Here is a 26,065-nt window from a genome sequence, read left to right as displayed (position 1 = left end):
CTTTCGCGATTCAAAAAGAATTATTTTTTAGCAGTGTTCTTTCTCGTTTTGGCGATAATAGCGGGCTATTTGAGCCAAATAAGAGGAAGAAGAATACAAAAAAGAAACTTTTTGAAGGCGAAGAATAATTGAACGAAAGCCTTTCGCAAGAAATTTAAACAGTTTCTAAATCGGGGATGTCGCTTTGAACGGCGTCCCCGACTAATCATATTTCCCCTTTTTATTTTTTTAACTGTCTTTTTTCTGTGAAATGTTTTCATTGTTACTAAAAAATAGTAGTTTTGTATTGTTTAAATAAATAAGAATAGAAATATAGAATGATATGGAACGGTTAACACCTCAAGAAGAATCTGTTATGTTGCTTATATGGCCGTTGGGAGAATGTGCTATTAAAGATGTCGTCGATAAGATGGAGGAACCCAAACCCCCTTATACGACCGTAGCATCTATCTTCCGAAACCTTGAAAATAAAGGCTTTCTCACGAAAAGAAGGTTCGGAAACGTAAAGGTCTTTAAACCGAAAATTTCCGAAGCCGCCTATAAAACCCATTTTTTATCGGGTGTGGTAGAGAATTATTTCGATAATTCGTACAAAGAATTGGTTTCTTTCTTCGCGAAAGAACAAAAGGTAACTTCCGACGAGTTGGAAGAGATTATTCGTTTAATCGAGAACGCCCGCAAATAAGAACCGGGCGATTCGTATAAAAATGATTCGCGGCTATGGAAACATTTTTTATATATGCCATTAAGGTAAACGCCGCATTGGTGTTTTTTTACCTGCTTTACTTCTTCCTGTTGAGGAAGGATACCTTCATAGAGTTGCGCCGCTACTATTTCCTGTCGGCTATTGTATTTTCATTAGCCTATCCGTTTTTCACCGTCGATGCGTTGGGTAATATGCTGCCTGTTGTGTCTGAAAAGCAAGACGCAACGGTTACGGTCATGCTCGGCGAGTCGACGATGGCGGTGGTGGAAGAGCCGCCGGCTCACGCCTTCCATGTGAATTGGAAAAAGATCGTATATGGGATGTGGCTGGCAGGAACCGGTTTGTTGTTGCTGCGCTTTTTCGGACAGCTTATTTCCATCTTGCGTATAAAGCGTCGAAGCATGAAATGCCGCATACACACGATTCCTGTGTATCATCTTCCGGAAGAAGCAAGGCCTTTTTCTTTCTTCCGATGGATATTTATAGATGATGCGATGCATTCCGATAACGAATTGAATCAGATTCTTTTGCATGAACAGGTGCATGTAAAACAATGGCATTCCGTCGATATTTTATTGGGCGAATGTGTTTGCATTTTTTGCTGGTGGAATCCGGTAGCGTGGCTGATGAAGCGGGAAATAGCCATCAACCTCGAGTATCTGGCCGATAGCGCCGTGTTACAGCGGGGAGTGGATAGCCGTGATTACCAATACCACCTTTTACGACAGACGTATCATGAAACTGCAGTTCAGATAGTAAATAATTTTAATGTATCACAACTTAAACAACGTATTATGATGATGAATAAGACAAAGTCGCCTGCTCGGAAGCTGGCGAAATACTTTTTGGTGTTGCCGTTGGCGTTTCTTTTCGTGACGGCTAACAGTGTATATGCCCGTTCGCATGGGCCGCAAGACGCCGACGAACAGGTGTGGCAGGATAAGAACAAGCCGCTCAGTAAGAGCGACGAGGTATTTAACGTCGTGGATACTCCTCCGCATTTTGGACAAGGGGCGCATAGCGAATCGATAATGGATTTTATTTATTCCGAATTGAAATATCCGCAAATAGCAGCGGAGAACGGTATCGAAGGAAGGGTGATCGTACAGTTTATTATAGAGAAAGACGGTAGGGTTTCCAATGCGAAGATTATTAGAGGAATCGATCCTTCGTTGGATAATGAGGCCGTCCGGATGGTGAATGCGATGCCCAAATGGACGCCGGGAGAACATAAAGGCGAGATTGTACGCGTGGAATACACACTTCCCGTTGTTTTTGCATTATCGGATGGTAAAAAGGTCAAAATTGAAGTGACGGATGTAAAGGTAGGTATGGATAATGGAGATGAGGAAGTTTTTGAAGTGGTAGATGAGCCAGCGGCTTTTCCCGGCGGACAGCCTAAACTTATGAGTTTTTTGAACGATAATATTCAATACCCTGTTGAAGCTCAGAAAAAAGGAATACAAGGCCGGGTTATTGTACAGTTTATTGTAAGGAAAGACGGACGTATATCCGATGCGGTTGTTCTCCGGGGAGCGGATCCTCTATTGGATGCGGAAGCTTTGCGTTTGGTGAATGTGATGCCTGAATGGATTCCGGGCAAATTGAAAAAACAACCGGTCAATGTCCTGTTTACGTTGCCGGTTGTTTTCAGTCTGCAAAAATAATACGGTTTTGATAACAGGGAGCGTCCCACGAAGTAACGCTCCCTGTTATATAAATAGGATAAATGGTAAATGGAATGATGTACAAGTTATTTATTGTCTCTGTTTTCTTTATTGGGAGTCTGTCCTTATTCTCTCAAGAACAGGTATTAGAACCGGAACAGAAAATGATCGAACGGATTGAAGTCCTGAAAAAAACAATGCAATTTCAGGAAATGATTCATTTGATTGATTCAATGGAGTGCAAAATTCCCTATTGTTTTGAGACGAAAGCAGAGGCTCAGAAATTCTTAGGGTATCTCGCACAAACAAAAGAAACCATCCGGGCCGGATTGCTGGCTTATCCCGATAGTACAGCCCTGCTGGAACGGTTTGCCGAAATCGCGCAAGAGATAGGGGACAACCGCCTTGCCATGCAGATTGCGAATGCCATAACCGATAAAGTGCCTGACCCTGCATGGATGATAAAGAAGGCGGAGTTTGCTTATGCCGCCGAGGACTATACGCAGGCGATTGTTCTTTCAGACAGTATCCTGCAAGAGGTGACGGTCCCGTCGGTCGTCCGGTTGAAAGCGAGAAGTCTGGCGAGGCTCGACAGTGTCGCCGAGTCTATCCGGGTGTTGGAAACCGAATATCGTCGCAATCCTGACGATTATATGACGATGAAGCAATTGGCGAACTTGTGTCTGGCCGTGGATTCTGTCGATAAATTAGTCCTCATTACCGACGCTTATCTGGAAAAGGACTCGGTGAATGCGGATATCCTCAATCTGAATGCGAAAGGAAATTATCTCAGCAATCATTTTCAAAAAGCGGTGGAAAGATATACGGTATTGGAACAACTGGGTATCGAGTTCGATTACGATCAAAATCTTTTTGCCGGCTTAGCCCATTACCGCGCGAATGAATCATATCCGCTGGAAGCCCATCAGTATCTGTTGAAAGCCGATAGTTTATCGAAAGGAAAGTTTTTTGAGGTGAAATTTTATAAAGCGATCACCGCCGAAGTAATCGGCCAAACGGAGAAAGCATACACCTATTATAACGAGGCGTACCAATTAATCAAACCGGATACGGCACAGTTGGTGAATGTCCAGAACCGGTTGGGAAGAATGGCCATGATGAACGGGAAGCCGGAAATTGCAATAACACATTATCTTCAATCCCTCGAATATGATAACGACAATGAATTCACCTTAATCAGTCTGGCGTTGGTGTATGATTATTTGGAGGATGAAAAGCAGGCGCTCACGTATTATCGGCATCTTTTGGAAGTTGCGCCTGATACCATCCATAATCCGTATAGCAAAAGAGCCTCGGAACGCATAAGGGAGTTGGACAAGAAGGAAAGTGCGAGGAAAAAGTAGCGTTCTCATCCCAAGCGATTTTAATCATAAAAATCCCTCGTCGGAAAGGCGAGGGATAAAATCGATTTTTACTTGAAAACAAGAGGAACGATCAGTTTCACTCCGAAGTTTCGACCCATATTGTAAACGCCCGTTCGGCCGGTAACGGGGTTTTCGTCGGCATATTTCAATCGGCTCAGGTGATTCTGATAGGCTCTGTCCGTCAGGTTATCGGCTGTAAAATAGAGCGAAGCCACCGTACGTCCCTTGCACATGAAGTCGGTGCCGAAAGCCGCATTGAGCAATACATAAGCCGGCGTAACGGTTTCGGTGTTGAAGGCGGAATAAATATGATCTTGCTTCAGGTTATACTCCAACTCCAACGAAATATAGGTGTTGTTCAGTATCTTGCCATGGCGAATGAGATCGTACCGGAGCTCGGATATCCCTTTGGGAGCAGGCGTATAGGGAAGATATTTGGTGGAATCGGATTGATTGAGCTGCACGGAATTTACGTACGAAAACGTATTTTGAAAATGTAGCCGCTCCACGGGATGAATATCGATGCTTGCCTCTCCGCCCAAAATACGGGCGTCGCCCGAAATGAACTGATAGGTGCGGTAACCTTCGGTGAGCAAGTCGTTCCCCTTATCATCCGTTATCTTATGAGAAAAGATATAATTGTCGATGCGATTTGCGAAAAGCGAAAGTTCTATCGACAGAAACGAAGAGGAATATCCTATACCCCAATCGGCTTGCCAACTGTTCTCCGCCTTTAGGTCCGAATTGCCTTTTTCGTAACGAATCGTTCCCTCGTGGACGCCGTTGGAAGCCAGCTCGCTGATATTGGGCGCACGGAACCCTTTGGACAAATTCAGTTTGGTGTGCCACGCATCGGAGAATTGATAGGTAACCCCTAAACTACCGCTGACGCCTTGAAATTGACGTGAAAAACCGGGAAACTTCTCTTCCGCCCCCTCGGCATTCCTGTCAACCGGCTCTTCGCCGGCATTCAGATACAAGGCTTCGCTGTGATTGCTGCGATGGTCGAAACGAATACCTCCGCTGACATCCATCTTGTCGAAATTACGGCTTGCCAGAACAAAAACTCCTGCATCGAAAAGGTGGTATGCCGGAATAAGAAACTCGCTGCCTTTGTTTAACGATTTCTGATACATGCCGTTCACCCCGGTTACAAGTTTGTAGCCTCCCATTTCGGGAAACGTGTAGCGCAAATCGTAGTTTACGGTATGCAATTGGAAGTAAAGGCCGTAATTGTCCGGAGTCAAAATATCCTCGAACTCCTGCCGGCGGTTTTGCTGATAACCGACAATCGCCCGCAAATTTCCTTCGCCTATGATGAAATTATTGTTCAAGGCCGCTTTGTAATGATAGATTTGCTGATAAGGCATGGGATGAGCGTAAGAATGGCCGTCCTTGTCCGTGGCTACGGCTTCATCTTCTTCGCCGTCGATTACGACCGGTTTAAGAAATTTGCCGGTGGCCTCGTCGCGTTCGCCTTCCACAATGCCGGGAGTAAGATGATAATAGTCGAGCGTGAGGTGCGAATAGCCCCAACTGCGGCTGAGCCCGAACAATCCGGACACGGCCCTTTCGCGAAACCCCGAACCGTAAACATATCCGTCATAACGGTTTTGATAGGTATGCGCCATCTTGTCGCTGTATCTCCAGTTCCAAACGAATCCGCTCTTATTTCCCGCATAGTTCAGCGAATAATTGAACAGGCCGTTGTTGGTTTGATACTCCGTAGCCACATTCGCTTTCATCATTCCCTGCGGTAAAATCGGGTCGGACTGGAAATTGATGACACCCGCCATGGCGTCGGAACCGTACATCAAACTGGCGGGGCCTTTCAATATTTCAACTGAATAAACGGTGTGCGGGTCTATTTCGATACCATGTTCGTCGCCCCACTGCTGTCCTTCCTGACGAATGCCGTCATTGACTACAACCACTCTGTTGTATCCCAATCCGCGAATAACCGGCTTGGAGATGCTGCTGCCGGTTGTGATTTGCGAAATGCCCGGCTGCTTTGCAATGGCGTCGATAATATTGGTAGCAGAGCGTCCTTCCAATTCTTTTCCGGATACATAGGAAATCGGTGACGGAGTTCTTTTAATCAAAGCGTTTCCCGTCAAGGCGGTGATAACGACTTCGTTGATCCGCGCATCGGATTCTTTCAACACGAAGTCGAGATTGCCGGTCGTCTTCAAATTCACGGCCTGCGCGATGGTCTGATGCCCCACGTAACTCACTTGCACGGTAGTTGTGACGGCGGGAAGATCCGTAATAAAATAATGACCCTTGTCGTCGGTAACGGTTCCCTTTTTCAACTCGGGAAAATAAATGTTCACGCCCATGAGTGCGCTTCCATTTATTTCATCCGTAACTTTTCCTCTTAACGAGAGTTTGTCCGTCGGCGTTTCGGCGAACAAGGAGGCACCCATAGATAAAAAGAATATGATGATTATATATTTTGTTTTCATTATTGTTTTTTGAATTTATATTGATAGGGAGACTGCGACACAGGAAAGAGAATATATGTTGCATCCCCCGGTCGCAGCCTCCGTTTATCGATGAAATAAATAAGAAAATGAGAATAAAATGAGGTTAGAAAACGGGAGGAGCCCGCGAACCGTAAGAATAGTCGATGTCGCACACCTTCCCGATTTCGTGTCCGGAAAATTGACAGGAAAGCAATTCCGTGTAAAACGTCAACTCGAAAGTCTCGGACTCAAGGAAAGGGGAAAGTATGAAATGACAAACGAGACATGAATCCTGAAGATTGTCGATCCCACTGCAACTACGATCGCAGCAACTCGAATAAAGAACAGATTCATGATGATGAACGTGAACGCTTTTCACGACGAAAAACGGCATGAGTGATAGAAATACTATCCATACACAAATGATTCTTTTTCCCGTTTCTCTTTTCATCCCGCTTATTCGAAAATATCGTCGATACCCTCGCTGCCGCTGAGAGGATCTTCACTTTGATAAAAGTCGGGAGAATACTTTTGTAAGTCATAACACGGATTCTGATAGGCGGGAGGAATATCAAACACGCCGTCGTCCGTCATTTTGAGATCCGTATCGGCATAAATCTTCTGATAAAACAATCCGTGAATCGGCAGCGCCATGCTCGCACCTTGGCCATACGCCATCCGGTCGAAATGAATCGAACGTTCTTCACCGCCCACCCAACAGCCGGCTACCAGCTCGGGCGTGAACGACATGAACCATCCGTCGGAATTGTTATTGGTCGTACCCGTTTTTCCGCCCATTTGCCCTTTCAGGTTATAGCGCCATCGCAGGCGGTTACCCGTTCCGCCGTCGACCACCCCTTTGAGCATGTCGAGCATTTTGTACGACGTGCTTTCGCTGAATATTTCGTGCATGTTGGGGACAAATGTGGCCACTACGTTACCATACGAGTCTTCGATACGGGTGACGAGCATCGGGTCGATGCGGATGCCCTTGTGGACAAAAGCGGTGTACGCGCCGACCATTTCGGAGACGGAGGCTTCGTTAGGCCCGAGCGCCAACGATACCACCGGAGGAGCCGGCGTTTTCAAACCGAAAGAGGACAACAGGCGGGCGAAGGCATAGGGCGAAAACAGTTTCATCAGGTAGGCCGTTACCCAGTTGCTCGACGCTTGTAAACCCCATTTGATGGTAACCGTCGCTCCGACGTTTTTAGCTCCGGGGTTGCGGGGCGTCCACGGCTCGCCGGTTTCAGTCATCAGCGTTTGCGGTTCGTGTACCACTTCGTCGCAGGGCGTCATGCCTTCTTCCATCGCCAACGTGTATAAATAAGGCTTGATGGTAGAACCGATCTGCCGTTTACCCGTACTGACCATATCGTATTTGAAAAACTGAAAATCAGGGCCGCCTACATAGGCTTTCACGTGTCCGGTGACAGGGCTCATCGCCATGAATCCGGCACGCAGGAAACTCTTGTGGTAACGTATCGAATCCCAGGGTGTCATCAGCGTGTCGATCTCCCCGGCATTGTTCCACGCAAACACTTTCATCTCCACTTTCTTGTCTTTGAAAACCTTCAGTATTTCGTATTCGCTTTTACCGGCTTTTTTCATCAACCGGTAGCGCTCGGTCTGCTTCATGGCCCGAGTGAGCAAGCCTTCCACTTCGGCGCTTACTTCATTCGAATAAGGAGCGTACTTGCGTCCCGCTTTTTCTTTAAAGAACATATCTTGCAGGTAATCGCCGAGATGTTCCCTCACCGCCTCTTCGGCATGACGCTGGATGCGCGAATCGATGGTCGAATAAATTTTGAGTCCGTCGGTGTAAATGTTATAGTTCGCCCCATCGGTTTTTTTATTTTTATTGCACCATCCGTAGAGCGGATTTTCGAGCCATGCCAGCGAGTCTTCTGTGAATTGTTGGCCTTGCCACGAAGCATAATTCTTTTTATCCGGCTTCTTCGCCATCATCATAATAGCCAAATGTTGGCGGTAGTAAGGCGCCAGCACATTCACATGGCTGGAACGGTTGAAGTCGAGGTCGATAGGCAGCTTTTTGAGCGAGTCGGCCTCCTGTTTCTTCAGGTAGCCCGCCTTTTGCATTTGGCCCAACACGATGTTTCGGCGTTGCGTGGTGATTTCGGAGCGCCGCACGGGGTTGTAGAGCGACGAGTTCTTCAGCATGCCGATGAGGGTGGCGGCCTCTTCGATAGTGAGTTTGTCGGGCGTTTTATTAAAATACGTACGGGCGGCCGATTCGATGCCGACGGCGTTGTAATTGAAGTCGTACTTGTTCAGATACAGGTTGATGATTTCGTCTTTCGAATAATAGCGTTCGAGCTTGACGGCAATCACCCATTCAATGGGCTTTTGCAGAAGACGTTGCAACTTGTTGCTCGCGGTAGGCGAATAAAGCAGTTTGGCTAATTGCTGGGTGATGGTACTTCCGCCGCCGCTGCCTTCCTGTTGTAAAAGGATGGTTTTGAAGACGGCTCTTCCCAAACCGATCATATCGATGCCGGAATGTGAATAATAGCGGACATCTTCCGTCGAAACGAGCGCCTGAATGAGATAGGGCGACAACTCGGAGTAATCGATGAACAAGCGGTTCTCGTCGCTTTGCGAATAGGTGAAAAGCAATTGATCATCGGACGAGAGTACCTGGGAGGCATATTTATCGATTGGATTTTGGAGTTCGTCGATTTCCGGTATGTAGCCGATAGCGCCGGCTGCAATGAGCATGAAAAAGAGGGCGATGGCGATGCAGGCGATGCCGAAGATGCGCCACATCCATTTGACAATGCCGGGTTTGGCAGTATCTTTCTGCGATTTCTTTTGTTTGCCGCGAACGGTTTTGTTTTTAGCCATAATGTGTCACAAAGTGCTATGCAAAATAAGTTGCTTTTTGATTTCCACGCAAAAGTAACGAAAACCGTTGAGAAAGCGATTAAAAACCCTATTAAAAAACGTTGGACGGTAACTCGAGTTGCTCATTCCTAACCCATCCCTATCCTCCAGCCACTATTCTCCATCACTATCCTCCAACCTCTATCCTCCAACCTCCAATTTAATTACAATCCGCTGAAATCGACTTCGTCGAAGACCAATGACGGTATGCGCCAGGACGAAGTGAGGCGGGCGTCGTTGCCTGCTTCCGTCAGCGACGACCATAACCGGATCATGTTGCCCGTGATGTTCATTTCCGATACCGGACGGCTCAGGGCTCCCCCTTCCACCAGAAATCCTTCGATGCCATAGGAGAAGTCGCCGGTGGTGGCGTTGCAATTGCCGCCGTTGAAACCGGTAACCAAAATCCCTTTGTCTACCCCTGCGACTAACGCGTCGAGATTGTTGGTGCCGGGAGTTAATATCAGTATCGACGGCGAGGAAATGGTCGGCTCGATCTGCATTTTTTTCGCGTTGTACGTGTCGATAAAATATGTTTTGAGCACTCCTTGGCGAAACACTTCACGACGTTGGGTGGCCACGCCTTCGTTGTCGAAATATCGCGCGCCGGGTGCACCGGTAAGATGCGGCTCGTCGATGAGGGTGAATGCGTTGCTGCCTATCTGGGTGTCGATTTTGTCGAGCAGAAACGAATTTTTCTGTTGCAATGCCGAGCCGTAGAGGGCGCTGATAAGAGGCGATAACAAGTTGGCGGCATTCAACGGGTCGACGATGAGCGTGTATTTGCCGGAGGCCGCTTTTTGTTGTCCGATTTTGCGCAGTACCCGTTGCAGGGCTTTCTCGCCGATGCCTTTTTTGATGAGGGACGATAGTTGCGGCGACGATTCGTACCAGTAGGATGACGGCCGCGCCTCGTTGTCGCCTTTTACCGCCACGCTGGCCGAAAGCGAATACCATGAACGTTGGCTTTCGCCCTTAAAACCGTTGCTCGCGAGCAAATAGTTGAACGAGTCGCCGTCGCCGTACGATGATTCGACCGAGATGATGCGAGGATCTTTGCCAAGAGCTTCCCGGGCGATGTCTTCGGCCAGAGCCTTTTTTGCATCGGGATCGACCGAGTTGAAATCCGGGTCGAGCAGTTGCAGGTCGGGGCGGCCGCCTTGGTAATATCGGGCAGGGTCGGGGAGTATGCGGGCCTCGTCTTTTGCCAGGAAGCGAGTCGATTCGATTCCGTTTTTGATGAAAGAAGAGAGTTCTTTTTTATCGAGGCGGTTGGTCGAATAGGTTCCGTAACGGCCGTCAACATACAGCGACAGGCTTAAGCCGCTTTCCGATGCCTGTTGCAACTTGTCCATCTTGGCGTCGCGTAATTCGAACGAACTGTTCGATCCGGCGTAAAGAGAGACTCGGGCGGCCTGGCATCCGTTCGATAGGGCATAATCCATAGCCCATTCGGCTAATTTTTTATGATTGTTTGATAGCATGTGCGTATTTATTTGGTTGTTTAAAATGATAAGTGACCAACTGTGACTGGTGAATGATTTTTATGATTCATTGGCCATTTATAATTAGTCATTAGTCATTAGTCATTAGTCATTACTAGCTGTTTCCTCCCACGGTGAGTTTGCCGACCAAGACCGAAGGCATGCCGCAGGTCACGGGACACGATTGCCCGTCTTTGCCGCATGTCCAAGTGCCGTTGTCAATGGCCGGATTATCGGCGACAAGGGTAATGTCGGCCAATGCCTTGGGGCCGTTTCCGATGATGTTGATATCCTTAATGGGTTGGGTCAGTTCGCCGTTTTCGATCAGGTAGCCCGATTTCACAAAGAAGGTGAAGTCGCCCGCGCCGATCTGCACTTGCCCGTTGGTGAAGTTATCGACGAAGATCCCCTTCTTCACACTGGCAATAATGTCTTTTTCCTTGCGGTCGCCCGCCTCCATGTACGTGGCGCGCATGCGGGGCATGGGCGGATAGCGGAATGATTCGCGGCGGCCGTTACCGGTGGAAGCGATGCCGTAATGGCGGGCGCTGATGCGGTCGTGCAGATAGCTCGTCAGGATGCCTTCGCGCACGATATACGTCTTTTGCCCGTCCGTGCCTTCATCGTCGATGTTCACCGACCCTCGGTTAAAGGGGATGGTGCCGTCGTCCACCACATTGATATGTTCGTTGCAGACCTTCTTGTGAAGTTGTCCGGCAAATATCGAGACGTTTTTCCGGTTAAAGTCGGCCTCGAAAGCATGTCCGATGGCTTCGTGCAGCAAGATGCCCGATCCGCCGGCGCCCATCACCACCGGCATTTCGCCGCCCTTGGGCTTCACGGCTTTAAATAGGAGAGCCGTTTTTTCGACGGCTTCGCGGGCGATGACATCCGTCAGTTCGTCCGTCAGAAATTCAAATCCCTTGCGGTAAGCCCGCGATGCATAATTGCTTTCGGTGCGCCCGTTTTCCTGCATGATGCAAAGCGCCGAGAGCGACGACATGGGGCGGTAATCGTAGTAACTGACACCCTCGGAATTGCAGAAAAGAATGTGCGTGGTGCTGTCGCTCAGCGAGGCCGACACCTTCTGTACCCGTTTGTCGAGAGCGAAGACCTTTTCATTGAGCCGTTGCAGATACGGCGTTTTATCTTTCAGTAAAACCTCCTCCCAGCGGGTCGAAACCGTGTAATAGTTTTTCTTCAGCGGTTTTTCGGTCAGCGCCGCAGGAGCTGTTTTTGCGCTGCCGTCGGCGATACGTGCCGCCGTACGCGCCGCTTTGAGCATCTCTTGCGGAGTGATGTCTTCGATATAGGCATACCCCGTTTGGTCGCCCGACAACACCCTCACGCCCATGCCGAAGTCGATGTTCGAGTTGCAGCGGTTCACGGCGCCGTCCTGCAATCCCACGTAGTTGTTGAATGTATGCTCAAAGAACAAATCGGCATAATAGCCGCCTTTTTCGAGGGCAGCGGCCAAGGTGTTTCGGATATCGTTTTTACTCACCCCGAAATGATCCATCGCGGCGTTTACGGCCGTGGCGGCGGTGTGTTTGGGGGACGCGTTAGCGAACGGGCGTGTAACGATGGTCCCGGCTAATGCCAGACTGCCCGTATGGATAAAATTTCGTCTGTTCATAAAGAATAGTTTAATTAAAGCCTTTCGCAAGAAATTTAAATAGTTTCTTAGAAACTGGTTTGAATTTTTTTTATGCGGCGTTTTTTAGTCATTTTTTGATGGATTTGAACTTTCGTTTCACATCAAATAGCGGGTTATTTGAAAGATAGGAAAGTTCAAAGGCGCAAAAAAGGCAAAAAACAGCATAAAAGAATAAACAAAATCAGATCATTCGGAAAATTCAAAACCGTTCCTTCGTTTAGTGTGAATGTTCTTGCAAATATAATGCATCTCTTTCAAAATAAACGTAGAAAATGCCGATTTCCTTACATCCCGAAACTTTTTCGTTTTGTTTTTAACGTAAAAGAAAAATGACAGGTATGCCTGTCGATGCTTGTTTTATTGAATTTTTATTAAATCGAGCCCTTTCCGAATCGCTTTTGTCAGGACAAGAAAAGTTTTTAATCGGTTAAAAATGAAGCAAGTTAAGTCCGGTAGGTTTAAATGAAGTTAAAAATCGCCTGTTAGCATATCTTTTCGAAAAAAAAGTATTTCTTTTCGCGATTACTTTTTATAACTTTCTTCTATAAATTCCCCCCATATTCAAAGAAAAATGGAGCTAAATAGAGAAAGATGTTTGGATACAGGCATAAATCACCCTACCCACAAGGTTGCAGGCAAAGACGCGGTGACGCCTTCCGATATGCGATTTTCTTCTGCGGGCTTGTCTTCTCTTATTGGGAGCAGCATTAACCCCGGTCTGTGTTCTTGAGGTCGTTTCAGGGACGACTGTGACATTGGCCTATTTGTAAACGGGGTCTTGAGCCACCACAAAGTTACCCGGCCTTTACGCTTGTATTATAGATTAATATTCAGTATGTTCGCTGTTTTTTCGTACTCCTTCTTGTAATATGCGAGCCGGGCTTTCATCTTCACCGGATCGTAAACAGGGGCCAGCCGGGGATCGTATTGCCTGGTGTGCTTGAGCACGTTCCATATGACAACGAGCAGTTTCCTTGCTATGGCGACCAGAGCCTTTTTCCTTGGCTTGCGCATGGTCATGCGTTGGAACTTTTCCTTGAAAAACGAACCCTTCGACCGGGAAGCCGCCCAGGAGACCTGTACCAGGATCGAACGCAGGTACTTGTTGCCTTTGGTGGTAGCGGTGCTCTTGTATTTGCCGGCGCTTTCATCATTCCTCGGGCGCAATCCCGCCCATCCGACAATCTTGCCGCTATTTTCAAAGACACTCATATCCCCACCCGTTTCGGCTATTATGGTCATCGCCGCTATCCGGCTTATTCCCGGAATGGTTTGTAAAAGATTTACCGGCAACGCAAAATGTAGGCCACATATCCGCTCCATTTGTGACAGACATTCCGATATCTGCAACTGGTATATGTCATACTCCTGTTTCGCCCAGGACAATTCCTGGCGGTGGTGCGCCCTGATATTGCCCCTAAGGGCCTCCTTTAATTTCCCGCTCTGCTTGTTTTTCCTGTTCCCGTACACCAGGCTTACAAGATAGCCCGGGTCTGTCCATCCGGCTATCAGCGCCTCGACGATACCCATGAAACTTTTCGTGCTGATACTGCTCAGGCAACTGCTCGCCCGGATACCTGCCTTTACCAGGATGGCGTCCATACACGTCAGCACACGGGTCACCTGCTGCCTGAGCTTGCCGTATTTGCGGGAATAGACCCGCAACTCCTGTATCAGGGGAGCAGGAACGAAACTGCCGCGCATCATGCCCTTGTGCAACAGGCTGGCTATCCACTGGGCATCCTTGATGTCGCTCTTACGACCCGGCATCTGTTTGATCAGGTACGGGTTGACAAGCGTCAACTTGAACCCCATCTCGTAGAATATGTCCCACACGGCAATCCAGTAGATACCCGTGCTTTCCAGGGCCACCTCCTCCACCTCTTCCGACTGCAGGTACTCACCCATCGAATAGATTGCAGGGGTCAGCGTTGCATATTCTTTCACTTGAGAATGACTCTCTCCATTGTAGATTGCACAGAATATATTATCTTTGTGCACATCTAAGCCACATACTTTTTTCATTATTGAATATTTTAGTGGTTAATGATCTTCAAATATAGAGAAAGTTGTGGCTTATTTCAAATCAATGTGTAAAACCGGCCCAAACGGACTCAAACAGAACACTCAATTTTTATGGGTCTGTGTATATGTGTATACTTTTATGTATATTTGAAACGAATTTAATTGAAGAATGTAAAGACATTTTACCCGCAAAACGTGCGGTATTGATCATGGATAAAAATCAAATCGTGATTGTGTTTTTTGACATATTGAAAACGGAATTCGTTAGTACGGATCGATGGTACGAAGGCCGGGATGATGCTTGGGAGCTTCGGGAAACTAAAAAACAACATCAGGGTACTCATTAGTAGCTTCGGGAAACTCGTTGGGAACTTCGGGAAACTCGTTGGGAACTTCGGGAAACTCGTTGGGAACTTCGGGAAACTCGTTGGGAGCTTCAGGAAACTCTTTGGAAGCACCGGGGTAGCAAAAAATTGCATCAGGTTGCTGATTATGTGCATCGGGGTAACGATTGGGAGCATCATGGTACTCATTGGGAGCTTCGGGCTAAGCGTTGAGGGCATCGTACTCATCCATATCAAACGAATCAATCCTTTTTGAAGGAGACAATATACATTTAATATCTATAGACACCCGGGAATCGAGCGCTCTTAAGATTTCATTCATAACTTAAAACAAAAAGAAAATGAAAGTAGTAAAAGAGTTCCCATGTAAAGTGGAAGAATTACCCATCATCGGAGGGTATGCAATCACAAGTGTACGTCGCGATTTGGCCGATTTTACGGCTTATTCCGACCAGTTTAGTGAAGAATCTCTTGTCGTTTTAGAAACGAAGAGGAATGGATGTGCGAATGCCGTATCGACCGATACGTTGAATAGGGAAATGAAAAGCATAACCAAAACGTTAGACCGGAAGATCCGTGAACTTCGAAAGCCGCTCAACCGGCTGGAAGGATATGCCCGGTTTGCAGCCACCGAATTGAACGGTGATGATTTGGGATTGGGCGACCTGCGAACGGAAATCGGCAACGGAAATACCGAAGGGGTCGTGAAGAAAGGGCACGAATTGTCGGCCAACATCAATTTACATTTGGAAGTGCTGCAATCGCAAGGATTAAAGCCCGAATTAGTGGCGACTATCAAAGATACGGTAGAAGAGATCGAGACACTCAATAACGCGCAAGAATCCATAAGAAGCAAGCGCGGGTTGAACACGCAGGAAAACCTTTTGACGTGTAATGATTTCTGGCATGATTTGAATAAATATCTGATTGCCGGAAGAGCCATCTATAAAGGTGTCGATCCCGCCCGCCTGAAAGACTACACGATGAGTTACCTCATCAAGAGAGTCAATTCCGAACGGAAAGAGGCCGACAAGAAAAAGGAAGAAAAGGAGGAAAAGGAGGTCTAAGCAAACGGTCCCGGCAAGAGACCCTAACGGCTTATCTATTCATCTCCAACCGCAGGGCTGTTGCCCCACGGTTGGAGAGTATGAAAATATAATTTAAAATAATAATGAATATTTCTGTTTTTAAATTTATTTCTTTCATTGAAAAGTGTTATCTTGCGGCATGAAATGAAAAATATAAATACAAATCTTAGTCAATCAAAGAAAAAAACATGATACGAGAACTTGTGAATTTTATGAATGAAATATCTCAAAGTAATCCTCAAATTTTCTCCATTAATAGAGAACCTTCTGAAGGGTTGCACCTATTCATAGAACTGGATGAAGAAGGAAAATGGAAAAATAAGCCTCCTCGATATAAGGTGGATTATGATTATTATGACGGAAAAAATGATACCGATGAATTATTATCAGAAATCATAAAATACGAAGATTGCGGCAGGCGTGTGGGAACAACTATGAATAAAGTTTTCGATAAGAAAAAGCAAATTTTCTCGTGTTCCCCATTTATAGTGACTTTCAAAAAGAAGTCTTTTCAGAATTCGAAATTAGAAGGTATTGGAACTGATAAGGTAACGAGTCTGTTTTCATATTATTTTGAAAATGCAAGAGCTATTTGTTTAAATGATAATGATGAAATTTCTATCCAAAAATCAAAAGCTTTCGAGCAAGTTTGCTATGAAGTCCTGACGAATATAAACGATTTTTTAATTCCTGAAAAACAAAAAGATGGCTCTGAATTGGAAGTGACTATTTTTGATAAAATGAAAGATTCTTTTTTTGTCAATATTTATTTGAAAGACGTCCCTTTGACAAAATATAAGGAAGCACATGCAAACTATTTAAAACAAAATCTCTTTAATAAAAATGATTACAATAGTGAAGAGGAAATAACAGATGCCACTTACGGGTTAAGTAATTTCTTGAATGGATTGAATGCTAAAAAACCGTTCTTAGAGCATAAAACCGCTTCTATGTATAAAGGTATAAGTGGAAGAATTACAGCTGAGGATGCTCTTGCACTTAGTAATTTTGAAACGCTGTTATCAAATAAGATATTACCCAATCCGCTACCGGTATTCATTGATAAAAAAGAATTTGCAACGAATCTTGAAATTATTCGGATTTATAATGAAACAAAAGACGGAAAGCCTGCTTATTCCGAAATTCTAAAAGAGGTGTGCGGTGAAAGGAATAGGAATCTTGCAAACTACTATCTCCTGTTCATGCTTAACGGCGAAGTGAAAGATTTTGATTTTGTTTCTTTGTTTCGATACAAAATGGAGAAAAATGGTCATCCCTGCGAAGTATTGAATTTATTCGGATCAACAAGCGGTAAGCAGCCGGAATCGACAATGGAAATCCATACAATCTTTGGTTTTGAAAGCAATATCGTTCAAACCGTTTTCAATAATTCATTAGTAAAAATCAAAGATAATAAAATGTCGGTTAACTATTTCAACGAAATAGACCCGCAATATGTAAGCGGGAAAGATATTGTTTATCAAATGATAATGAAATATAGGCAAGCTTTTTACGATTACATCTATAAATCGAAAGAAGATGCCATAACCTGTTTGATGTTTGATGATATCATGTATCACGTTATCATTGCAGATATGCGACAAGATGAATTTAAAGAAGGGAAATATCATTCAAAAGAAAACGATATTAAGAAAAAATTAAATATCTGGTTTAGTCTTTATAATTATTTCGATACGAATAATCCAAAAAATAAAAATAATATGGCTTCAAAAATTAAAGAATTAATGAATCATGTGCGGTCTGTTGCCAATAACCATGAGGTCGAATTGTCTTCCGATCCTGCCGAATTCGCTTTTGCTGCGGGACAAGTAATCTATTATTTATTAACAAAGAGTGCTGCCAGTAACAAAACGTATGCAATGTTAGAACCTATTTTACAAAAGCATAGTATTGCTCAAGTACAAGATGCAATAACGGAAATGATCAGCATGTACAAACATGAGATCGATTTGGGAAAGGGCCGGTTTGCCAATTTAGCGAAAGATGTTTTGACTTATGAAGGAAATGAAGATATGAAAAAATATCAGCGTTTCTTACTTGCCGGATGCTTTGCTCCTAATATAATCTATGAAAAAAAGAATGACGAAAACACGAAAAGCGAATAATCACATATTAAAAACAGAATAGTATGAATTTCAATAACAGAATTTTCGGAGTCGCTGTTGTAAAAGCGATCAACTCAAATTACAATGCGGATTTTTCGGGTCAACCGCGCCGTTTGCCGAATGGTAAAGTATATGCTACCGATAAGGCTTTTAAATATACGGTCAAGAATTACATTAAAGATGTATTTGACAAAGAAAGGGTGTTTTATTTCAAATCGTTGAACGATCAAATGAATCCTATTTCTTTGGATGAGTCCTACAAAAAACATTTTGGAGACTACCCTAAAGAAAAAGTGAAAAACAATGATAGAATCATTAAAACGGCTGTGGCTAAAAATCTTTTGTCTTGCATCGATATCCGCCTTTTCGGAGCGACTTTTGCCGGAGAAACGAATATTTCCGTACATGGACCCGTACAGATCAATCATGGAATAAACATTTGGCATGAAGATAATATATTTACTGAACAAATTACCTCTCCCTTCAGTAATAAGGCGAACGATCCTGAAGCCGAAAAGGGCATGACTACGATAGGGCGCCAGTCTAAATTGGAAGAAGGGCATTATGTGCACCATTTTTCCATCAATCCTCAAAATCTTTCTGACATAGCTTCATTGGCAGGTGAAGATGCGCAAAGTCTTTCGACGGAGGATATCGATAAACTAAAGGAAGCAATGCGTCGTGGAGTGACATGGTATGATTCTGCTTCGAAAGCCGGTAGCGAGAACGAGTTATTGTTGTGGGTACAACTAAAGAAAGACTCCAAAATCGTACTGCCTAACTTTACGAACTTAATTAAAATGCAGGATGAAAAACAAGATGGAAAAGTTGTTTATGATTTTAATAATGTAACTGAAATTCTGGATAGAAATTCAGATCAAATAGAAAAAATAGAGCTCTATTATAATAAGGTAAACACAAAGGTTTTTAATCTTCCGAAAAACGTTTTGGAAAATAATCTTTAATGCGTTTGACAAAATGCCTGGCAGTGTATGGGTTTTTGCGCATATTCTGCCGGGCATAAAAAATTATTTTTGGTATGAAATTAATATCGTTTGATCTGCGTGCGGATATGGGTTTTCTAAAAAAGCCCGATATAAATGAAAAAATATATTTGACATATAATATGTTACACAAGCCCGCCTTATTGGGTATTTTAGGTGCTATTGCAGGGTTAAAAGGATATGAAAAAAATGGTGAATTCCCGGAGTATTATCATAAACTCAAGCATCTCAAAATAGGGATAGAGCCATTGGATAGTGATAAAGGAAATTATACTAAAACCACTGTCACTTATAATAATAGTACTGGTTTTGCAAGTGTTGAAGCCGGAGGAAATTTGATAGTCTCTGAACAAATACTCTTAAAGCCTGCTTTTCGATGTTATCTGCTGCTTGATACTACTAATGAAATCGAAAATGTTTTATATAAAAGGATTGTAAATCAGGAAGCTGAATATTTGCCGTATTTTGGGAAAAATGATTTTTCTGCATGGTGGGAAAGAAATAGTGTCCATGAATATGTCTATAGTGAAAAAAAGCCTGATTCATCTTTTCAAATTATATCCATTTTTCATAAAGACGACACCTCTATAAGACAATCAAAGGAAAGTTTAACTGAAGGATTCGATCTCTTTTCCACAGAAACTGAAAAACCGCTCTTTTTTTATTTCGAAAAATTGCCCATCGGATTTAATGAGAGTTTATTGCAGTATGAAGTGGCTGATTTTGCTTACACTTCGGCAAAATTAAAAAAAGATACACTATTACGGGATTTATATTTGTTAGAGTCAGAGAACGTTTATGTGCAACTCTTTTAATTCAATACGACAAATTATTTCGAATAATCAATCTATTCTTTCTAAATTAAAGGATAAAGAAAACTACTATGCGCATATAAGAGAAGGGAGGAAAAATGAATCGTTAGAAGAACATCAACATCTGGTAAACGATTATTTTTGCGCTGTTTGCGACCACCTGCAACTGGATGATGTAATAAATAGTATCATTCAGCGCTTTACAGATAATTGCTTTTCGGGACAATGTAGTCCTGAACTGAAGAATAGTATCAAAGAACTCTTTTGTGATACGATTATTTTCCATGATTTTGGAAAAGTAAATGAGAATTTTCAAGCTGCCCCGGACAAAATGAACAATTCGTTATTTAGAATGCTCGAAAGTCCTATTTCTACCAATCATTCTCTCTTAAGCGAGTATCTTTTCATAGCCTATCATCTGAATAAAATCCCCTTTATTGCAAAAAATAATCTCGATCAGTTCCTATTAATGTATTGCGTATTCGCATTCTCATATCCTATTGCTAAACATCATGCCTCACAACTCAACAACACCTTTCAAGAAATTAATTTTAAAACGGATTTGCTGGAGTTCATCAATCGATATCTAAAGCTTTTCTCATGGGAGATTCAAGAACCATTTAAAACGAAAATACTGGAGAAAGAGATGCTTAAAAGTAAGCTTTTTGATAATCTATCGGAGTTTTATGCCGGTTGTAAGGAAGAGTTTTCTTTTTTTGCATTAATCAAACTGTGTTATTCCTTATTAACCGCTTCCGATTATTTGGCAACGATGCACTATATGAATGGTTGGCAGAAAATGTATTCGGATTTCGGTATTCTAGATGAAGAATTAAAGAAACGGATTATTTATAATATTCATACGTCGCAAGATTACAACAAACGCGTATATGATAACCTTGATACTTATAAATTGCTGTGTCCTCAAGAAAAAAATAATGATAATCTCAATCGTCTTCGCTCTGAAATGGCCGTTGAGGTTATTCGCAATATTCGTTTAAATTTCGATAAGCGTTTGTTTTATATTGAAGCACCTACCGGTGGAGGAAAAACGAACTTGTCGATGATTGCCCTATCGGAGCTTCTTGAACAGGATTTAAGTACGAAAAAAAATAGCATTAATAAAGTTTTTTATGTTTTTCCTTTTACTACGTTGATAACGCAAACTTATACGGTTCTTCAGAAAACGTTAGGGTTAAACGAAGATGAAATAATTGAATTACATTCTCGTGCTGAATTAAAGGAGAAATCTAACGACGGAGAGTATGGGAAAAATAAGAAATGTTATTTAGATGGATTGTTTGTAAATTATCCGGTAATACTTACTTCTCACGTGCATTTTTTCGACCTCCTTAAGACGTGTCGGAAAGAGACGAATTATTTGCTTCACCGATTAGCTAATTCAGTTATTATTATTGATGAATTACAATCTTATCCCCCGGAACAGTGGGATAAAATTATCTATTTGATAGATCATTATGCTGAGCTATTTAACATGAAATTTATCCTCATGTCTGCCACCCTTCCTAAAATCGGAAAACTTACCTGGAGTGAGAAAGTTCCTGATTTTACTTATCTTATTCGTGATAAAAATATATATTTTCAGAATGAAAACTTTAAAGGACGAGTTCTTTTTGATTTTTCGGTGTTTCGTGATTGGAAGAAGCCGGCAAAAGGAAATAAAGAAGAAAAAACAGCATATCTTTCTCAATTGTGTGAGAAATTATTTGAAGAATCTGGAGTTTATCAACAAAAAAATGGGAAAGTATTCACGATCATTGAGTTTATTTTTAAACGAACAGCCGCCGAATTTTATTCCATTGCCAATAACGTAAATAGCGATACCTTCGATCATATATTTTTACTTTCAGGAACGATATTGGAACCCCGGAAAAAAGAAATTATTTCTTTTCTGAAAAATCCCGATAATGGAGACAAAAAGGTATTGCTTATTACCACTCAGGTTGTAGAAGCCGGGGTGGATATCGATATGGATTTAGGATTCAAAGATGCTTCGTTAGTTGATAGTGACGAGCAATTAGCCGGCCGTATTAATCGGAATGTTAAGAAAAATGATTGTAAACTGTTTATTTTTAATTGTGATGACGCCCGCTTTATTTATGGAACGGACAGTCGCTATAAAGTTTTGAAGGAGATGCCTTTTTGTGAATATGAATCTATTCTACAAAATAAATCATTCGATATGGTATATGATGAGGTTATTAATAAGCGTATTAATTATAATAAGGGGCTGCTTAATCGTGGATTAAATGATTTTCGAAGTGCAATACAAAATCTTGATTTCAATATCGTAGATCAATCTTTCCGTTTAATTGAAGGACAAAATATCTCTGCATTTGTTGAATTGGATATACCGGTATTTGTTCCGGCGACTTCAGTTCGAAATTTCTCTATGGAGGAACTGTACTTTCTCAAGGAAAACGGTAAATATGATGATTCGGAAACAGTATCCGGAAAAGAGGTTTGGGGTTTATATATAGAATTGATTCAATCAAAAGACGATGATTTTGTCGAGCAAAAACTGCGAATCAAAAAAATTCAGAGTATTATGTCTAAATTTACTTTTTCCATCTTCTTGTATTCTCAAGATGCACAACGCTTAATAGAAAGAGGATATTTTAATGATGATCTGGGATTCATTTATTTATATGGTTTGGAACGCAATGATGATGCTGTTTATAGTTATGAAGCTGGGCTTATGGATAAGCAGTTATCTTCTGCTTTAATTTTTTAGAGTATGGATATTACGGCTACTCTTATTAATCTTTATCACGTATGTAAAAGAGAACTTTGGTTGCATGCCAATAACATTCGTTTCGAGCATACTTCCGATTTGGTTTATGACGGAAAGTTAATTCATGAGAACAGCTATCCTCAACGTCCGGAACGTTACGAAGAGTTAGAGATCGATGGGTGTAAAATCGATTTTTATGATGCCCGCAATAAAATCATTCATGAGATAAAACGTTCCGATAAAGTGGAGCGTGCGCATCAATGGCAAGTGAAATATTATATCTTTGTGTTGGAGCAAAACGGCATCGATGGCGTTACCGGACTGTTGGAATATCCCACCTTGCGGCACACCGAACATGTAAATTTGTCCGACGAAGATCGAAAGAAAATAGAGGAGATAAAAACAGAGATAGTAAAAATTATTCATTCCGATGATTGTCCGCCGGTCATAAATGCCCGGATATGTAAGAGTTGCAGTTATTACGAGTTTTGTTATGTGGAAGAGGAAGGTTGATGAACGATTATTTTGCCGGATTGGAAATTTCCCTTTATTTTCTATGAATGATAAGGTAATTATCCTAATTTTGGGCAATCATTTGAAAAAATGGATGAATCTGAAAGACTAATTTGCAAACAAACGAATAATATAAAAATATTATGGTAACAGAAAAGAATACAAAAGCGGAAATACTTAAAGCCTATGATGCTTTATTGAAAAAAGTACAGGACGAAAAAGCCGATGTGCCCAAAAGGATACAAGAAGAGAAAGTGAGAAAAGAAACCGTGGAAAAGGTTGCTGATGTTAACAATGATAGCATTGTAAAAAGCATTACCGGCTTGAAATCATCGTTGAACAACTCGTTGGATGAACTGCAATTGAGTTTGGGCGGCGAATTTAAGAAATTGGAGGACATCCGTGCCGCAATTACAGCCGAAAAACAATATCTCGAAGACCTCTATTCCCTGTCGGCCAATACCGATTCCTTGGCAGCCATGCTGCTTGCTCAAAAGGAAAAGAAAGATAACTTCGAACAAACGATGAACGAAAAAGATGAAGTTTTCAACAAAGAAATGAACGAAAAGAAGGCTCAATGGGAGCAAGACCAAGCAAAACATAAATCGGCGGAGAAAGAGTATGCCGACGAATTGGCTAAACGACGTAAACGCGAAGAAGATGAATATTTGTATACCTTGAAGGTAACCCGTCAAAAGGACAGGGATGAATATGAAACGAAAAGAGCTGCTCTCGAAAAAGAATTGGCCGATCGGAAGGTAGCTTTCGAACAGGAGATGGCCCAACGTGAGCAAACTGTCAAAGCTTCGGAAGATGAGTTCGTTCGATTAAGGGAAGAGGGTGCTGGGTTCCCCGACAAATTGAAAAATGCCGTTCGTTTAAAAGAAGAGGAAGTTACAAGAACATTGAAAATGCAATATGATTTTGACATAAAATTGATGAACAAACAGTCGGAAGGTGAAATAAAATTGAGAGATCAGCAGATAGAAGCATTGAAAGAGAAGATTGTCGAATTACAGGCGCAGGTGAAAGAATACGGCGAAAAAGCATCTCATGCTGAAGCAGGAGTAAGAGACATTGCCGTGAAAGCCATCGAAAACGCGGCTAGAGCAAAAACCATCGAAAGGATAGAATCATCTTCTTCAAAAGAATAACCGTTTGCGTGTATGCTTGTCATAAATCATTATCAAAACTGTGGCAGTTTGCCAATGGGTAGCGATATGGATAGGAATTGCAACTATTATGAATGTTATTACGTGGAAGAAGATTAATTTACTGAACGATTCTGTATTTCAATGAAAAAAACGTATTATTTATTTAATCCGGGTATCTTGCAGCGTAAAGATAATACCTTGAAGTTTACTCCGGTGGAAGAAGACGGAAACGGATTGGAGCATCCCGGGCAGCCTCGGTATCTTCCGGTGGAAAATATTGGCGAGTTTTATGCTTTCGGAGCCCTAAATGCTAATAGCGCCTTATACAATTTCTTGGGGCAAAATGATATTGCCGTCCATTTTTTTGATTATTACGAGAATTATACGGGTTCGTTCATGCCTCGTGACAGCCTTTTGTCGGGGAGAATGCTTCTTGCTCAAACTGGTTATTATCAGGATAAGAAAAAACGAATTGTGTTGGCTCGTAAATTTGTGGAAGGTGCGGCTTTCAACATGATAAAGAATCTTCGTTATTATCAGACGCGAGGAAAAGATTTAGATGGAGTCATCGAAGCGATAGAACGATATTGTTCTCAGTTGACGGGCGCATCAAGTGTCCCCGAATTAATGGGATTGGAGGGGAATATTCACCAGATGTATTACGATGGATTCGATTTGATTATTAATGATTTTCAGATGGATGGCCGAAGCAAACAGCCGCCAAGCAATGAAGTGAATGCGCTGATTTCATTCGGCAACATGATGTGCTATTCGCAATGTTTGAGGGCGATTCATCAAACACAACTAAACCCGACCATCAGCTATCTGCATACGCCGGGAGAGCGTCGATATTCGCTTTCACTGGATGTATCGGAAATATTCAAGCCGATATTGGTCGATAGGGTAATCTTCAAATTGCTGAATAAAAAAGCGATTCAGGAAAAGCATTTCGATCATAAACTGAACCGCTGTTTATTAAATCCGAATGGAAAAAAGATATTTGTGCAAGCCTTTGAAGAGCGTTTGACCGAAACGATACAGCATCGGTCTCTAAAACGAAAGGTGAGTTATCGGCATCTTATTAAGCTTGAATGTTATAAGTTAAGTAAACACTTGTTAGGCATGGAGGAATACAAACCTTTTAAAATGTATTGGTGATGTATGTGATTCTTGTGTACGATATTGGAGAGAAGCGGGTAGGGAAGATGCTTAAACTTTGCCGGAAGTATTTGAATTGGATACAAAATTCGGTTTTCGAAGGGGAAATTTCGGACGTAAAACTAAAAGAGTTAACGATTCATGCCGAAAAGATGATGAAAGAGGAAGATAGTCTCATTATTTTTTCCGGAAGGAGTGAAAAATGGATGGACAAGCAAATTATTGGAAAAGAGAAGAGTAGTGTAGATAATTTTCTGTAGGAAGTTGTCAAAGGAGAATTTCTGGAGTTTATAAAGGAGTCAATTTTCCTCAAGCGTTCTTTGACATGTTGAAAATCAGGATATAAAATCAGTTGTCGATCTCCGGGGTTTTTCATACCTTTGGCGATCGACAACTTTTATATTAGAAAAAGTATGCGAAAGATTAATTTATTTGCTGATATTCAGCATTATTTTTTGCCGTTTTTAACGGCTTATAATTGTACCAAGTGGAATTGAAATTTTTCGAAAACATCCGTTCTCATCTTTGACATATAACTTATAATTGTACCAAGTGGAATTGAAATTATCATTTGTCAGCTGATCGTACATTTCCGCATCGACTTATAATTGTACCAAGTGGAATTGAAATAGAAAAATTTGGCATCCCGGCAGCCGAGAAAGATGACTTATAATTGTACCAAGTGGAATTGAAATAAAGTATTTCGGGAAGGTAGTCTATAAAAAAGGCACTTATAATTGTACCAAGTGGAATTGAAATAGCTAATAATAGAAACAGTAATGTGTTTTTTGTCTACTTATAATTGTACCAAGTGGAAT

General features: G+C 42.5%; 18 protein-coding genes and 1 CRISPR repeat array (1 of these 19 only partly in view). Of the genes, 13 read left to right on the top strand and 5 right to left on the bottom strand.

Annotated features, from left to right (window positions below; genetic code table 11):
• Positions 1-322: 322 nt before the first annotated feature.
• The 3 genes from ABNK31_RS11555 (at position 323) to ABNK31_RS11545 (ending at position 3,737) form a co-directional block, all read left to right on the top strand.
• Positions 323-685 (top strand): BlaI/MecI/CopY family transcriptional regulator, encoded by a 363-nt coding sequence (locus ABNK31_RS11555; RefSeq protein ID WP_418892663.1) that lies wholly within the window; start codon positions 323-325, stop codon positions 683-685.
• A 35-nt stretch (positions 686-720) separates the two neighbouring features.
• Positions 721-2,373: a TonB family protein gene (locus ABNK31_RS11550; RefSeq protein ID WP_418892662.1), complete on the top strand. Its 1,653-nt coding sequence runs from the start codon at positions 721-723 to the stop codon at positions 2,371-2,373.
• Positions 2,374-2,447: 74 nt separating this feature from the next.
• Positions 2,448-3,737 carry a tetratricopeptide repeat protein gene (locus ABNK31_RS11545; protein ID WP_418892661.1) on the top strand — a complete coding sequence of 430 codons (1,290 nt, stop codon included), beginning with the start codon at positions 2,448-2,450 and terminating at the stop codon, positions 3,735-3,737.
• Between the two features lie 68 nt (positions 3,738-3,805).
• Here ABNK31_RS11545 and ABNK31_RS11540 read toward each other — a convergent pair whose 3' ends face one another.
• Positions 3,806-6,223, bottom strand: coding sequence for a TonB-dependent receptor (locus ABNK31_RS11540; RefSeq protein ID WP_418892660.1), 2,418 nt, complete (start codon positions 6,221-6,223; stop codon positions 3,806-3,808).
• A gap of 118 nt (positions 6,224-6,341) precedes the next feature.
• On the opposite strand from ABNK31_RS11540, the gene ABNK31_RS11535 reads away from it, so the two are divergent.
• Entirely contained in the window at positions 6,342-6,512 is a 171-nt protein-coding gene (locus tag ABNK31_RS11535) for a hypothetical protein (protein WP_418892659.1), read from the top strand.
• A gap of 167 nt (positions 6,513-6,679) precedes the next feature.
• Here the strand turns inward: ABNK31_RS11535 and ABNK31_RS11530 are convergent, their stop codons facing one another.
• The 4 genes from ABNK31_RS11530 to ABNK31_RS11515 form a co-directional block, all read right to left on the bottom strand.
• Positions 6,680-9,010, bottom strand: coding sequence for a transglycosylase domain-containing protein (locus ABNK31_RS11530; RefSeq protein ID WP_418895399.1), 2,331 nt, complete (start codon positions 9,008-9,010; stop codon positions 6,680-6,682).
• 281 nt (positions 9,011-9,291) lie between these two features.
• On the bottom strand, positions 9,292-10,611 hold the full coding sequence (locus ABNK31_RS11525) for a TldD/PmbA family protein (RefSeq protein WP_418892658.1): 1,320 nt from the start codon (positions 10,609-10,611) through the stop codon (positions 9,292-9,294).
• 115 nt (positions 10,612-10,726) lie between these two features.
• The gene (locus ABNK31_RS11520; RefSeq protein ID WP_418892657.1) at positions 10,727-12,247 is read right to left on the bottom strand and encodes a TldD/PmbA family protein; all 1,521 of its coding nucleotides are present in this window, start codon (positions 12,245-12,247) and stop codon (positions 10,727-10,729) included.
• Positions 12,248-13,084: 837 nt separating this feature from the next.
• On the bottom strand, positions 13,085-14,293 hold the full coding sequence (locus ABNK31_RS11515) for an IS110 family transposase (protein WP_418892526.1): 1,209 nt from the start codon (positions 14,291-14,293) through the stop codon (positions 13,085-13,087).
• 685 nt (positions 14,294-14,978) lie between these two features.
• On the opposite strand from ABNK31_RS11515, the gene ABNK31_RS11510 reads away from it, so the two are divergent.
• The 9 genes from ABNK31_RS11510 to cas2 all read left to right on the top strand — a co-directional run bounded on the left by ABNK31_RS11510 (position 14,979) and on the right by cas2 (position 25,507).
• Positions 14,979-15,704, top strand: a complete 726-nt coding sequence (locus ABNK31_RS11510) for a hypothetical protein (RefSeq protein ID WP_418892656.1) — start codon at positions 14,979-14,981, stop codon at positions 15,702-15,704.
• A 209-nt stretch (positions 15,705-15,913) separates the two neighbouring features.
• On the top strand, positions 15,914-17,851 hold the full coding sequence (locus ABNK31_RS11505) for a hypothetical protein (RefSeq protein WP_418892655.1): 1,938 nt from the start codon (positions 15,914-15,916) through the stop codon (positions 17,849-17,851).
• A gap of 23 nt (positions 17,852-17,874) precedes the next feature.
• The gene (locus ABNK31_RS11500; protein ID WP_418892654.1) at positions 17,875-18,816 is read left to right on the top strand and encodes a type I CRISPR-associated protein Cas7; all 942 of its coding nucleotides are present in this window, start codon (positions 17,875-17,877) and stop codon (positions 18,814-18,816) included.
• A 74-nt stretch (positions 18,817-18,890) separates the two neighbouring features.
• The gene (gene cas5b / locus ABNK31_RS11495) at positions 18,891-19,670 is read left to right on the top strand and encodes a type I-B CRISPR-associated protein Cas5b (protein ID WP_418892653.1); all 780 of its coding nucleotides are present in this window, start codon (positions 18,891-18,893) and stop codon (positions 19,668-19,670) included.
• Positions 19,654-22,422, top strand: a complete 2,769-nt coding sequence (cas3, locus tag ABNK31_RS11490; RefSeq protein WP_321578932.1) for a CRISPR-associated helicase Cas3' — start codon at positions 19,654-19,656, stop codon at positions 22,420-22,422. Before cas5b ends, cas3 begins: the two co-directional genes overlap by 17 nt.
• Before the next feature lie 3 nt (positions 22,423-22,425).
• On the top strand, positions 22,426-22,935 hold the full coding sequence (gene cas4 / locus ABNK31_RS11485; protein ID WP_418892652.1) for a CRISPR-associated protein Cas4: 510 nt from the start codon (positions 22,426-22,428) through the stop codon (positions 22,933-22,935).
• A 143-nt stretch (positions 22,936-23,078) separates the two neighbouring features.
• Positions 23,079-24,089, top strand: coding sequence for a hypothetical protein (locus tag ABNK31_RS11480; RefSeq protein ID WP_418892651.1), 1,011 nt, complete (start codon positions 23,079-23,081; stop codon positions 24,087-24,089).
• Between the two features lie 141 nt (positions 24,090-24,230).
• On the top strand, positions 24,231-25,247 hold the full coding sequence (cas1b, locus tag ABNK31_RS11475; protein WP_418892650.1) for a type I-B CRISPR-associated endonuclease Cas1b: 1,017 nt from the start codon (positions 24,231-24,233) through the stop codon (positions 25,245-25,247).
• Positions 25,247-25,507, top strand: a complete 261-nt coding sequence (gene cas2 / locus ABNK31_RS11470; RefSeq protein WP_418892649.1) for a CRISPR-associated endonuclease Cas2 — start codon at positions 25,247-25,249, stop codon at positions 25,505-25,507. Before cas1b ends, cas2 begins: the two co-directional genes overlap by 1 nt.
• Before the next feature lie 211 nt (positions 25,508-25,718).
• Positions 25,719-26,065: direct repeats of the CRISPR family, unit length 29 nt; unit sequence CTTATAATTGTACCAAGTGGAATTGAAAT (it continues 20,038 nt past the right edge of the window).

The organism is Limibacterium fermenti, assembly GCF_041902845.1.
Taxonomy (GTDB): Bacteria; Bacteroidota; Bacteroidia; order Bacteroidales; family Dysgonomonadaceae; genus Limibacterium; species Limibacterium fermenti.
Note: the sequence above shows the minus strand (reverse complement) of the source record. Positions and strands in the feature narration are given on the sequence as shown.

Coding starts and splice junctions, on each gene's coding strand:
- ABNK31_RS11555 (WP_418892663.1), top strand. CDS start 323: ATGGAACGGTTAACACCTCAAGAAGAATCTGTTATGTTGCTTATATGG.
- ABNK31_RS11550 (WP_418892662.1), top strand. CDS start 721: ATGGAAACATTTTTTATATATGCCATTAAGGTAAACGCCGCATTGGTG.
- ABNK31_RS11545 (WP_418892661.1), top strand. CDS start 2,448: ATGATGTACAAGTTATTTATTGTCTCTGTTTTCTTTATTGGGAGTCTG.
- ABNK31_RS11540 (WP_418892660.1), bottom strand. CDS start 6,223: ATGAAAACAAAATATATAATCATCATATTCTTTTTATCTATGGGTGCC.
- ABNK31_RS11535 (WP_418892659.1), top strand. CDS start 6,342: ATGAGGTTAGAAAACGGGAGGAGCCCGCGAACCGTAAGAATAGTCGAT.
- ABNK31_RS11530 (WP_418895399.1), bottom strand. CDS start 9,010: ATGTGGCGCATCTTCGGCATCGCCTGCATCGCCATCGCCCTCTTTTTC.
- ABNK31_RS11525 (WP_418892658.1), bottom strand. CDS start 10,611: ATGCTATCAAACAATCATAAAAAATTAGCCGAATGGGCTATGGATTAT.
- ABNK31_RS11520 (WP_418892657.1), bottom strand. CDS start 12,247: ATGAACAGACGAAATTTTATCCATACGGGCAGTCTGGCATTAGCCGGG.
- ABNK31_RS11515 (WP_418892526.1), bottom strand. CDS start 14,293: ATGAAAAAAGTATGTGGCTTAGATGTGCACAAAGATAATATATTCTGT.
- ABNK31_RS11510 (WP_418892656.1), top strand. CDS start 14,979: ATGAAAGTAGTAAAAGAGTTCCCATGTAAAGTGGAAGAATTACCCATC.
- ABNK31_RS11505 (WP_418892655.1), top strand. CDS start 15,914: ATGATACGAGAACTTGTGAATTTTATGAATGAAATATCTCAAAGTAAT.
- ABNK31_RS11500 (WP_418892654.1), top strand. CDS start 17,875: ATGAATTTCAATAACAGAATTTTCGGAGTCGCTGTTGTAAAAGCGATC.
- cas5b (WP_418892653.1), top strand. CDS start 18,891: ATGAAATTAATATCGTTTGATCTGCGTGCGGATATGGGTTTTCTAAAA.
- cas3 (WP_321578932.1), top strand. CDS start 19,654: ATGTGCAACTCTTTTAATTCAATACGACAAATTATTTCGAATAATCAA.
- cas4 (WP_418892652.1), top strand. CDS start 22,426: ATGGATATTACGGCTACTCTTATTAATCTTTATCACGTATGTAAAAGA.
- ABNK31_RS11480 (WP_418892651.1), top strand. CDS start 23,079: ATGGTAACAGAAAAGAATACAAAAGCGGAAATACTTAAAGCCTATGAT.
- cas1b (WP_418892650.1), top strand. CDS start 24,231: ATGAAAAAAACGTATTATTTATTTAATCCGGGTATCTTGCAGCGTAAA.
- cas2 (WP_418892649.1), top strand. CDS start 25,247: ATGTATGTGATTCTTGTGTACGATATTGGAGAGAAGCGGGTAGGGAAG.